The 11,088-nt window shown below is 60.5% G+C and carries 13 protein-coding genes; 6 read left to right on the plus strand and 7 right to left on the minus strand.

Annotated features, from left to right (window positions below; all coding sequences use genetic code 11):
* Nucleotides 1-56 precede the first annotated feature (56 nt).
* Nucleotides 57-1,178 (plus strand): metallophosphoesterase, encoded by a 1,122-nt coding sequence (locus AB8B33_RS13170; protein ID WP_439015715.1) that lies wholly within the window; start codon nucleotides 57-59, stop codon nucleotides 1,176-1,178.
* 16 nt (nucleotides 1,179-1,194) lie between these two features.
* On the opposite strand, the gene AB8B33_RS13175 is transcribed toward AB8B33_RS13170, so the two are convergent.
* Nucleotides 1,195-2,025: a helix-turn-helix transcriptional regulator gene (locus AB8B33_RS13175; protein ID WP_439015716.1), complete on the minus strand. Its 831-nt coding sequence runs from the start codon at nucleotides 2,023-2,025 to the stop codon at nucleotides 1,195-1,197.
* A gap of 181 nt (nucleotides 2,026-2,206) precedes the next feature.
* On the opposite strand from AB8B33_RS13175, the gene AB8B33_RS13180 reads away from it, so the two are divergent.
* Nucleotides 2,207-3,106, plus strand: a complete 900-nt coding sequence (locus AB8B33_RS13180; protein WP_439015717.1) for an SDR family oxidoreductase — start codon at nucleotides 2,207-2,209, stop codon at nucleotides 3,104-3,106.
* Nucleotides 3,107-3,165: 59 nt separating this feature from the next.
* On the opposite strand, the gene AB8B33_RS13185 is transcribed toward AB8B33_RS13180, so the two are convergent.
* Entirely contained in the window at nucleotides 3,166-3,924 is a 759-nt protein-coding gene (locus tag AB8B33_RS13185; RefSeq protein WP_439015718.1) for an SDR family NAD(P)-dependent oxidoreductase, read from the minus strand.
* A 158-nt stretch (nucleotides 3,925-4,082) separates the two neighbouring features.
* Here AB8B33_RS13185 and AB8B33_RS13190 point away from each other — a divergent pair, with 158 nt between their 5' ends.
* Complete coding sequence (locus AB8B33_RS13190) at nucleotides 4,083-4,673, plus strand: TetR/AcrR family transcriptional regulator (protein ID WP_439015719.1); 591 nt, start codon at nucleotides 4,083-4,085, stop codon at nucleotides 4,671-4,673.
* Nucleotides 4,674-4,691: 18 nt separating this feature from the next.
* On the opposite strand, the gene AB8B33_RS13195 is transcribed toward AB8B33_RS13190, so the two are convergent.
* Complete coding sequence (locus AB8B33_RS13195) at nucleotides 4,692-5,210, minus strand: winged helix-turn-helix transcriptional regulator (protein WP_113321379.1); 519 nt, start codon at nucleotides 5,208-5,210, stop codon at nucleotides 4,692-4,694.
* A gap of 90 nt (nucleotides 5,211-5,300) precedes the next feature.
* Between AB8B33_RS13195 and AB8B33_RS13200 the strand changes: the two genes are divergently transcribed.
* Nucleotides 5,301-5,942, plus strand: a complete 642-nt coding sequence (locus AB8B33_RS13200) for a dihydrofolate reductase family protein (RefSeq protein WP_439015720.1) — start codon at nucleotides 5,301-5,303, stop codon at nucleotides 5,940-5,942.
* Nucleotides 5,943-5,963: 21 nt separating this feature from the next.
* Nucleotides 5,964-6,620, plus strand: a complete 657-nt coding sequence (locus tag AB8B33_RS13205; protein ID WP_439017248.1) for a glutathione S-transferase family protein — start codon at nucleotides 5,964-5,966, stop codon at nucleotides 6,618-6,620.
* 42 nt (nucleotides 6,621-6,662) lie between these two features.
* Here AB8B33_RS13205 and AB8B33_RS13210 read toward each other — a convergent pair whose 3' ends face one another.
* From AB8B33_RS13210 to AB8B33_RS13225, 4 genes are all read right to left on the minus strand, one after another.
* Nucleotides 6,663-8,417, minus strand: coding sequence for an acetolactate synthase 3 large subunit (locus tag AB8B33_RS13210; RefSeq protein WP_439017249.1), 1,755 nt, complete (start codon nucleotides 8,415-8,417; stop codon nucleotides 6,663-6,665).
* Nucleotides 8,418-8,813: 396 nt separating this feature from the next.
* Complete coding sequence (locus tag AB8B33_RS13215; protein ID WP_439015721.1) at nucleotides 8,814-9,257, minus strand: pyridoxamine 5'-phosphate oxidase family protein; 444 nt, start codon at nucleotides 9,255-9,257, stop codon at nucleotides 8,814-8,816.
* Nucleotides 9,258-9,273: 16 nt separating this feature from the next.
* On the minus strand, nucleotides 9,274-9,864 hold the full coding sequence (locus tag AB8B33_RS13220; protein ID WP_439015722.1) for a DUF1003 domain-containing protein: 591 nt from the start codon (nucleotides 9,862-9,864) through the stop codon (nucleotides 9,274-9,276).
* Nucleotides 9,865-9,941: 77 nt separating this feature from the next.
* Nucleotides 9,942-10,184 (minus strand): hypothetical protein, encoded by a 243-nt coding sequence (locus tag AB8B33_RS13225; RefSeq protein WP_439015723.1) that lies wholly within the window; start codon nucleotides 10,182-10,184, stop codon nucleotides 9,942-9,944.
* Nucleotides 10,185-10,663: 479 nt separating this feature from the next.
* Here AB8B33_RS13225 and AB8B33_RS13230 point away from each other — a divergent pair, with 479 nt between their 5' ends.
* A complete protein-coding gene (locus AB8B33_RS13230; protein ID WP_439015724.1) occupies nucleotides 10,664-10,936 on the plus strand; it encodes an alpha/beta fold hydrolase in 273 nt (90 codons plus the stop codon).
* Nucleotides 10,937-11,088: the final 152 nt, after the last annotated feature.

Raw genomic sequence — 11,088 nt, forward strand, 5'->3', positions numbered from 1 at the left:
CCAGATTCAGTCTCTTCATTCCCTCCGATAAGCATCGATAATCACAGGCCTATTTAATGTTCCATTTCATTCTCGGGCTTCCCTGGCTGGTGGTCCTCCTCCGCTTCATCCTGCCCCTGCCGTGGATATGGCCTGCCAAGGCCCTGCTTGCCGGCGTGCTCCTGGTCGCCTCCCAGCAGGTGCTGCTGAACCGTATCTCGTCAGGCTCCGTCTTCGCGCCCGAATATCCGCGCCCGCTGATTATCGTGCTGAATTTCCTCTTCGGTGCGACGCTCCTGCTGGCCGTCTTCCAGATCGCGCTCGATGCCGTCTCGCTTGTCCTTGCTTTCGTCGAGGGACAATTTCCGGCCGTGCCCCCTGAGGTGCGCTATATTATCGGGCTCGCGGCCTTAGCCCTGGCCGCATTCGGCGTCGCTGGAGCCGTGCGCATTCCACCCGTGAAGAATGTCGAGATAGCAATCCGGGATCTTCCCGACGCCTTCGACGGCTACCGCCTGTTGCAATTGACCGACCTGCATCTCAGCCGCCTCTTTCCGGCGTCCTGGGCCGAAGCGCTCGTGAAGAAGGCCAATGATCTGAAAACCGACCTGATCGTCGTGACGGGCGATTTCATCGACGGCCGCCTCGAAAAACGCCGTGCGGATGTCGCCCCCCTGGCGAAACTCGAGGCGCCCGATGGCATCTTCGCCATCCCCGGCAATCACGAATATTATTTCGGCTACGACGATTGGATGCAGCACGACGCCAGTCTTGGCATGCGCATGCTGATGAATGAGCACGCCGTCATCGAGCGCGAGGCGGGCCGCATCGTCATTGCCGGCGTGACGGATCTTGCGGCCTTCGGCAGATCGATGCCCAATCCCGATCTTGCCGCGGCCTTGAAAGACGCTCCGGCCGAAGCCCCGATCATTCTTCTCGACCATCAGCCAAGAATGGCAGCCGAGACGGCCAAATCCGGCATTGCCCTGCAGCTGTCAGGCCATACCCACGGCGGCATGATCCTCGGCCTCGACCGGCTGGTCGCCCGCGCCAACGGCGGCTTCGTCTCCGGCCACTACCAGGTCGGCGGCATGCAGCTCTATGTCAACAACGGCACCGCGCTCTGGCCCGGCTTTGCGCTCAGGCTGGGCCGGCCCTCGGAACTGACGGTGTTCACGCTGCGCAGGAATAATTCCTGAAACCGCTGCGCCTCGGTCAGGGACGGCCGTTCTTCTCCCGTACCAGCCTGCGAATACGCTCGACCACATCGGGATCGATAGGATTGTAGACGACCATGTTGAGATCGGGCCTGCCGTCGATGGCAAAGCCCGAATATTCCAGCTCGATATCGCCGAGAACAGGATGTCTCAGCCGCTTGGTGCCTTCGCCATGGGCGATCACCTCGTTCTCCTGCCAGATCGCTTTGAACTCCTGGCTGGCGAGGCAGAGTTCCTCGACCAGTTCGGCAATCTCCGAAGTAGCCCCTGCGCGCGCCGCATCCGCCCGGAAGGCGCCGACGACGAAGCGGGCCACTGTTTCCCAGTCATGCTGGACGTTCCGGACACCAGGGTTGCAGAACAGCATACGCAGGACATTCCTGTCCTCAGGTGCGAGCTTGCCGTAATCGGTCATGACAATGGTGGCCGCGCGGTTCCAGGCAACGATGTCCCAGGCCGCGGTGCGCACCAGCGCCGGGCTGACTTCAAACGTATCGAGAAGACGCTGCAGGCGCGGGCTGATGCCTTCGACGGCGCGGTAGCGAACCTCGGGCGGGCGGCCGAGGCCGAGCATGAAGAGATGCTCGCGCTCCGGTTCGGTCAGCATCAGCCCGTTTGCGATCCGGTTGAGAACATCGGACGACGGTGCGCCGCCGCGCCCCTGCTCCAGCCACGTGTACCATGTGGGGCTGATATTGGCGCGCTGCGCCACCTCCTCGCGTCGCAAGCCCGGCGTGCGCCGGCGGCCCGAGAATCCGAACACGGCCGGATCGAGGCGCGAGCGGCGGTCGCGAAGGAAGGTGCCAAGGGGGTTGCCGTCGGTGCTCATACTGTCCCTGTTAGCAATTATAATAGGATAACGTCACTACTTTAACAGCATAAAACATAGCGCAATATTGGGGTCTGTAAAGCCTGTCGCGCAAAAGTGTGAAGCGGTTTTGCGATAACGACATACGAAAAAACAAGGACTTAAAGCGTGCAGCGGCATGCTTTGAAACAAGGAGATACCCATGCGCATTTTCCTCACCGGCGCCACCGGCTTCATCGGCTCGGCCATCGTCCCCGAACTCCTGAAAGCGGGCCATCATGTCATCGGCATGGCCCGCTCGGACGCCGGCGCAAAAGCGCTCGAAGAGGCAGGCGTCGAAGTTCACAAGGGGTCGCTGGAAGAGCCTGAAAGCGTCCGCAGCGGCGCCGAAAAGGCCGACGCCGTCATTCATACGGCCTTCGACCATGATTTTTCGCGTTTCGTCGAGAATTGCCAGAAGGACAGCCGCGTCATTGCCGCAATGGGCGAGGCTCTCAAGGGCTCGAACCGCCCGCTGCTCATCACATCAGGCACCGGCATCGGCAATGCACACCTCGGAGAGCTCGCGAGCGAGGATGTCTTCAATATCGAGCATCCCAACCCGCGCATCGCTTCCGAACTTGCCGGCAACGCACTTCTGGATGCCGGCGTCAACGTGTCTGTCATGCGCCTTCCCCAGGTCCACAACACGTTCAAGCAGGGCCTCGTCTCGCCACTCATCGAAATATCGAGGGCAAAGGGCGCCTCCGCCTATGTCGGCGAAGGTCGCAACCGCTTCCCCGCCGGCCACCTGCTGGATGTCGCCCTGCTCTACCGGCTGGCCATCGAACGTGCTGAACCCGGCGCCCGCTACAATGCCGTCGATGAGGAAGGTGTCTCAATGCGCGAGATCGCCGAGGCGCTGGGCCGCGGCCTGAAACTGCCCGTCGTCTCCATCGCGCCGGACAAGGCGTCCGAGCATTTCGGCTGGATGGGCATGTTCGCCGGCCTGGACTTCCCCGCCTCCAGCGAAAAGACCCGCCGCATCCTCGGCTGGAAGCCTGTTGGACCGGGCCTGATCGCCGATCTCGACGCGATGGATTACAGCGCTCTCGCAGCCTGAGCCGAACTTGCGCCTGCGGGACGTCTTTCAGTTCCGCAGGCGCAACCTACCTCTTGTCGTCAGATTCCAAGGCCGCCAGCCACATCGATGACGCCGCCGGTCATGTACCCCCCATGCTGCCCCGCCAGATGGCAGATGAGCGCCGAGACTTCCTCGAGCGTCGCAATGCGCCTGATAGGATGCAGGTCCAGAAGCGCGTCAGGCACGCTGTCTCCCAGCACTTCGGCAGACATGTCGGTCGGCATCACGCCGGGCTGGACGACATTGACGGTGATGTTGCGGCCGCCGAGATCGCGCGCGACGCCTTTCGCATAGCCGATGAGGGCAGCCTTCGTACCGGCATAATCGGCAACGCCGGGAAACGGCACGCGCGTGCCGAACAGCGAGCCGATGAAGATGATCCGGCCGCCATCAGACAAGACAGGTGCCGCCGCCCGCGTGGCCGCCACCGCGCCCAACACATTGATTTGCCACTGGCGATCGAGGTTGACCACATCGAGCTCGGGATCATCGACTGTCTTGCCCTGCACAGCGATTGCCGCATTGTTGACGAGGATATCGAGCTTGCCGAAATAAGCGATCACCTTGTCGATCAACGGCTTGGCCGCCGTCATGTCGGCCTGGTCACTCTGGATCGCCAGAGCCCGCACACCCCTGGCCCGCAGCCTTTCCACCATCGCTTCCGCCTTGGCGGCAGAAGCCACATAGCTGATCGCAACATCCGCGCCCTGCGCCGCCAGCGCTTCAGCTGCCGCAGCACCAAGCCCGCGCGACCCACCGGTCACGAGCGCGACCTTTCCCTTCAAAATCTCAGACATGAGTGTCCTTTCTACCCGTCAAAGCACCACCCGCCCCTATCGGCAGGCAGAGTAGTTTTTTCCGTAACGACCGTTACGGTAACGATTGGTATGAAATGTAGACAAAGCCTGTCAAGTGGTTTAATAACGATCATTATGAAATTGGCCGAGTTGATCTGATGGGACGCCATCGCGAATTTGACATGGAGAAAGTGCTCGATGCGGCGCTATGCGTTTTCTGGCGCAAGGGCTACGAGGGAGCGTCCTACGCTGACCTGACAGAGGCTGCCGGCGTCGAAAGACCCGCCCTCTATTCCGCCTTCGGCAACAAGGAAGCGCTCTTCCGGCGCGCGCTGGATCGCTATTCCGAGCGATATCTGGATTATCTTCCGGAAGCGCTCAAGCTCCCCACGTCGCGCCAGGTCGCAGCCCACATCCTCTACAATGCGGTCGATCTCAATACGCGTTTTCCCAATCATACGGGCTGTCTCGGCATCAATGGCGCGGTGGCGGGATCGGATGAAACCGAACCCGTGCGACAGGCGCTGATCGACTTCCGCGCCGCTGGCCAGGCACAGCTTCATGAGCGCTTCGAGCGGGCGAAGGCGGAAGGCGATTTGCCGGAAACGGTGAACACGGAAGCCCTTGCGGCATTCGTGATGGCGATGACCCACGGCATGGCGGTACAGGCCAAAGCCGGCTTCAGCCGCGACATGCTGAATGCCGTTGCCGACCATGCGCTGTCCACTTGGCCGGCAAAATCATCCTGAACCTCGGTGGACGGAAACCTATCCTGCCGCATTCATCTTGGCGCGCACCTCCAGAAAGGCCGCCGTCAGTCGCGCCAGAACCGGCGATTTGACTGATCCATTCGCCCCACCGATCGGGTCCTCGATATGGATCCTCCTGAGATCCTCCATGAACTCGTCCCAGAGCGGCTGCCCACCCTCCTCCAGCAACTCCGCGCGGATGCTGAGATCCTCGCTGACCGGTAGGTGCCTGCGCCCCCAGGCGCCGATCATCGCAAACATCGGCACGAGCTGGATGGAGGCCTCCGTCAGGCTGTAGATGGATTTCTGGCTGTGGGAGGGATCGTCGAGCTTGGTGATCAGCCCATAGGACATCAGCCGCTTGAGACGTGCCGCCAGGATATTGGAGGCGATACCCTCCTCCGACTGCGTCAGCAACTCGCGAAAGTGACGGCGATTGCCGAACATGATATCCCTGATGATGACGAGGCTCCATCGATCGCCCAACACCTCCATCGTCAGATTGATCGGGCAGCCCGACCGTATTTCGATATTCATATCCGACTCCATGAGAAAAACCAGTTGCATCATAGGATCAGTTATGCAACAACTCAACTGATTTCAAAATGCAACCAGATGGAGGCTGACATGGCACGTGTACGTGTTGCTGCATTTTCCCTTTCTATCGATGGTTTCGGCGCCGGTCCCGACCAGAGCATCGACAATCCGCTCGGCAAAGGCGGCATGGCGGTGCACCAATGGTTCTTCCCCACCCGCACCTTCCGCACCATGATCGGCAAGGACGACGGCACGACTGGCGTTGATGACCAGTATGGTGCGGCAGGCATGGCGGGCTTCGGCGCTTTCATCCTCAGCCGCAATATGTTCGGCCCGATCAGGGGCGAATGGCCTGAGGAAGAGTGGAAAGGCTGGTGGGGGCCGAACCCGCCCTATCACGCGCCCACCTTCATCCTAACCCACTACGCCCGCGAGCCGATCGTCATGGAAGGTGGCACCACGTTCCATTTCATCACCGGCGGCATCGAGGAAGCGCTGGAAAAGGCCAAGGCTGCAGCCGGCGACAAGGACGTCAAGATCGGCGGCGGCGTCAGCACCGTGCGCCAGTATCTCAAGGCCGGCCTGATCGATGAGATGCAATTCGCTATCTCTCCGGTTGTCCTCGGCAAGGGCGAAGCCATGTTTGAGGGTATCGACCTGCCGGCGCTCGGCTTCTCCGTCAAATCCCACGAGATGACGGAACTGGCCGCGCATGTCGTGCTCTCGAAGTGAGGCTTGCCCATGTCCGCCGCCATGCCGCTGGTGATCTACCTGCACCCGCTCTCCTCCTACTCCCAGAAGGCGAAGACCGCCTTCTACGAGAAGAACATGGGCTTCGAGGTGAAGCTTCTCGACGGAAGCGAGCCGATCACCTCGGAGTTTTCGGCAAAGTGGCCGATCAAGCGTTTTCCGATCCTTGAGCACGGCGGCGACTTCATTTTCGAAGCAACAAGCATCATCGAATATATCGACGCGCTCAGCCCCGGCGACCAACCGTTCATCCCCAAGGATGCGGCAACAGCCATCAAGGTGCGCATGTGGGACCGCTTCTTCGATAATTACCTGCAATATCCCCAGCAGCGCATGGTCAATGCCGCTCTCGGCCGGGAGGTCGAGCCCGATGACGGCTATGTCCACTGGCGCCAGGCGCTCGAAACCGCTTATGGCATTCTCGACGCGCATATGAAGGGCAGGCAGTGGGTGGCCAGCGAGACCTTCAGTCTCGCCGATTGCTCGGCCGCCCCGGCCTTGCTCTATGCCGACTGGGCGCATCCGATCCCCGAGCATTTCCAGGATGCCCGCGCCTATCGCGCCCGCCTGCTCCAGCGCCCGAGCTATGCCCGCGCACTCGATGAAGCGCGCCCCTACCGCCACTTCTACCCGCTCGGGGCGCCGGCTGACCGGGATTGATTGGCCGGTATCCTACGACACCGGCCAATCCATTGCAGACGATCAGACGAGCCCCTGGCTGAAGCCGAATTCGCCCTCCGCTTCCGCCGCACGCACATCCTCGCCAAACAGCGTGTCATTATGCGGCCGGCCGCTGCGAACCATGGGATAGACGTTTTCGAGCGCCGCGACACGGCAGTCGAACAGGACAGGCTGGTCGATGGCGATCATTTCCCTGATCTTCGCATCCAGCTCATCCGGCCTCTCGCAGCGCAAGCCCACCGCGCCATAGGCTTCCGCCAGCTTGACGAAATCCGGCAGCGAGGCGGAATAGGATCGATCTCGCCGATTGCCGTGCAGGATCTGCTGCCATTGCCGGATCATGCCGAGCTGCGCATTGTTCAAGATGAAGATCTTGACCGGCGCCTGATGCTGCATCGCCGCCGAAAGCTCCTTCAGCGTCATCTGCACCGAGCCATCGCCGACAATGCCGAGAACCAGCCGCCCGGGATGGGCAATCTGCGCGCCGATGGCCGCCGGCAACCCGTATCCCATCGTGCCGAGCCCGCCAGAAGTGAGCCATCGGTTCGGCCCCTCGATGCTGAAGAGTTGCGCCGCCCACATCTGATGCTGGCCGACATCGGTCGTCACGATCGGGTCGAGATCGGTGGTCAGCGCATGCAGCCGCTCCAGTGCATATTGCGGCATGATCTCCTCACGGCGCCTCTCATAGGCGAAGGAGTTTCGCGCCCGCCACTCTTCGACCTCGGCCCACCAGCCCGCGAGCCGCCGTCGCTCAGGCGCTTCGGGAAGCGCCCGCCAGGCTTCGATCATCTCCGAAAGTATCGCGGCCGCATCGCCCGCGATCCCGATATCAACGGCGACGTTCTTGTTGATCGAGGATGGATCGATATCGATATGGATCTTCTTCGAACCGGGCGAGAACCTGTCGACGCGCGAGGTGACGCGATCGTCGAAGCGCGCTCCGACAGCAATCATCAGATCGCAATCATGCATCGCCATATTGGCCTCGTAGGAGCCATGCATGCCCGGCATTTTCAGCCAGTTCGGTCCTGACGCGGGATAGGCGCCAAGCCCCATCAGCGTCGAGGTGATGGGAAAGCCCGTCAGTTCCACCAGCTCCCGCAAGAGCCGCGATGCTTCCGGCCCAGAATTGATGATGCCGCCGCCGGTATAGAGCACCGGCCGCTCAGCCCGCGCCATCATCGCAACCGCCGCCGCAATCGCCTCGCGATTACCGCCCGCCTTCGCCTGATAACGCGCCGGCACCGATATCTCCTCCGGCCCGACATAAAGCCCGCTCGCAAACAGCACGTCCTTGGGCATATCGACCAGAACCGGCCCCGGCCGGCCCGATGTCGCGATCCTGAAGGCGAGATGGATCGTCTTCGCCAGATCATCGATGTGATCGACGAGGAAATTATGCTTGGTGCAAGGCCGCGTGATACCAACCGTATCACATTCCTGGAAGGCATCCGTGCCGATCAGCGTCGTCGGCACCTGCCCGGTCAGGCAGACGAGCGGAATGGAATCCATCAGCGCATCCTGCAGCGCCGTCACCGCATTGGTGACACCTGGTCCAGAGGTCACCAGCATGACGCCGACCTTGCCGGTCGAGCGGGCGTAACCTTCGGCGGCATGGCCGGCCCCCTGCTCATGGCGTACGAGCAGATGCTTGATCTCATCCTGCTGAAAGATCTCGTCATAGATCGGCAGCACGGCAGCGCCGGGATAGCCGAAGATGTGCTCGACGCCATTGTCGCGCAGCGCCTGCAGAACGATTTCGCCGCCGTTCATCAGGCGGCCAGAGGGAATATTCGCGGAAGTCTCGGGAGAATTTTGGGTAAAGCTAGCCTTATCGCCGGTCATAGCAATGTTCCGTCGTTGATGAGGTGATTGGGGGTGCGACGGGGCATAAAAAAAGGCCCCGTCAGGGACCTTGTGTTCGGCGCATGGGTGGCTAATGCCGGACGGTTACACCGTCCTGCCCATGCGCGATATCACCACTGCGAGAACCATTGCGATTTTCATGGGCGTAAGAGCTAACCGCAATTTTGCGGTCCGTCAATCGCATCTGCGCGTTCGGCCCGACCCGCTGTTCGTCCTGTCAGATGTTGATGGCTGATGGGTTATCGATCCGGCTTGGCTGCCGGGGCGTCCCGGCCCGCAGGCGAAACATGCCGCGCGGGACCGTCAGATCGTCTCCCGTCCAGAGAGCACCTCGATCGAAAGGCTGAAGAAGATCGGGGCGTCCAGCGGCTCATCCGTATCGGCGCCAAAATTGAAAGATCCGGGCTCCCACCAGAAGGCACGCTTTTCCAGAAGCGACCATGCATGGATGCGTTCATCTCGGTGCGCGGGCGTATCCGTCAGCTCCTCGAAACGACCGTGAACGAGGACGCTTTTCCACTTTCTGTCCTGGCCGAGCTCTTCGGCATGGAAACTGGCCAGGGGGTTTGCCCTGAGACGGTCGATCTTCAGGCCGGGCATGGAAAACATGAACAGCCGGCGTCCTTCATAGGCGTAGTGAATGGGAACGATATAGGGATATTGCTCACCGCTGCACCCGAGATGGCCAAACATGTGGTTCGCCAGAAACTCGATGCAGGCATTATCGGTCATTTCTCGCAGCTGCATGCTAGCCTCCGGTACTTTAAAGGTCCTGCCGTTGCTGACCCGGCGGGCCGAGCATCAATTTCGTCAGAAGTGCGATCTGCTCCTGCTGCTGGGCGACGAGCGATTTCAGATCGGTATTTCTGAGCTCGTCGAGCTTGTCATGCAGCGCCATGATTTCGATCTCAGCCTTCAGATTGACCTCGTAGTCGTGCGCGGCATCCACCCGGTCTTTGGCGGCATGCCTATTCTGGCTCATCATGATGACCGGCGCCTGCACGGCTGCCAGCATGGAGAGGATGAGATTGAGGAATATGAAGGGATAGGGATCGAAGGCGCGCGTTGCGGCCAGCAGATTGCCGGCGACCCATACTGCAAGGGCGATCCCGAAGAGGATGATGAAGGTCCACGAACCGCCGAATTCCGCCACCTTGTCGGCCAGCCGCTGCGACGGTGTCAGCTTTGCATCGAAGGACTGATTGGAATCATGGGCAATCGCGTGCCGGGAGATCAGTCGCCGGAAGACGGCCCGTTCGCGCTCGGTTAAGAGCTCGAAAGGTTTGCCGAGGTATCTGTTCGCGCCGGAACCGATTGCCTCGTCGGAGATTTCAGCAACAGTGCCGGCCGACATGATGTTCTCCCGTCGAATGCACCGGCCGGCACCGGACCACGACATATGGCCGATCAGCCGCCGGCATTGATCCCAGATTACGGTGTCACTTCGGATTGCGATGTCACATCGAGGGAATCTTCGATACGCTTCAAATGGTAGATAACGCGTCTCTTGCGATCGTAGAGCCTGCCCAACAGCGCATTTTCGACATCCAGCGGCCTCCCCGTCAGCCGCAGCCTTTTAACGACGATTTCCTGGCCGGTGATGCGCTGCTCCGCCTTCACGGCGTGGAGCCTTGCGAACCTCAGATCCTTATTTCCATATCGTGCCGATTGCATATCTATCTCGCCAATCATTTTCGTTATCCGCGTCTGGCCGAGACGCTGTTCTTTGCGGCCATTGCCCCCTGGGAGGTCGACGGCACGAACGTTATGATCCGCGCTTCTGCAGCAGGTTCCCCGCCTGTTCGATGGGTGCCGGCCGAAAGGAAAATTCATAGATAGAAAAACAAATCATAGCACGTTCTTCGATTATTCTCATAAAATAAATATTATATATCGAAATTAGAGACTTTTCTAAAATCAGAAAATAAAATAGCGAAGAAAATCGCGTCAGGTTATACGAACAATCTTCCTTTTGTCTCTGCACGCTCCGGCGACTGCGCAACAATTCTACGTTACAGCGCCTGTTATCTTCGGCGAAAAACACCATGAAGCCCGTCACCTGGAATTGGGGTGACGTGTGTTGGACTTTCATGGCCGCTAGAGCTATCGCAGACAGGCAGGCCGCCAACGCGTCTCTGCATCCCCTATTGCTTATGGCATCGGCTGAGCAATATCCGTTGCTGTCGCTACCGGCATGCCGTGCAAGCGTTGGCGACAAGATCAGCCGGGCCGCATGGCGTTCCAAGCCCTCTTGGTACCTGATTGCGGCCAAAGACGAAACGATCCCGCCGGCCGTGGAACGCGATTCCGCCGCGCACATGAAGGGCGAGACGCTTGTCCTGCAAAGCGGCCACGTCCCCATGCTGTCGCAGCCCGAAGCGGTCGCAGACTTTATCGCCAGTGCCGCGGCCGCGATCGACGCCTGACATTTCCCGAGGGCGCGGTCGTGGCCGCGCCCTCATAAGGAAGGAGCGTGGCTGCCAAATTCGCCGATCTTTCCAACCTCAACGTGATGATGCTGAACGTGCTGTTCGGCACCATAGGCCGCAAATCCGGCAGACCGGCTGGAACACCGATA

This window comes from Rhizobium sp. 768_B6_N1_8, assembly GCF_051811225.1.
GTDB lineage: Bacteria > Pseudomonadota > Alphaproteobacteria > Rhizobiales > Rhizobiaceae > Rhizobium.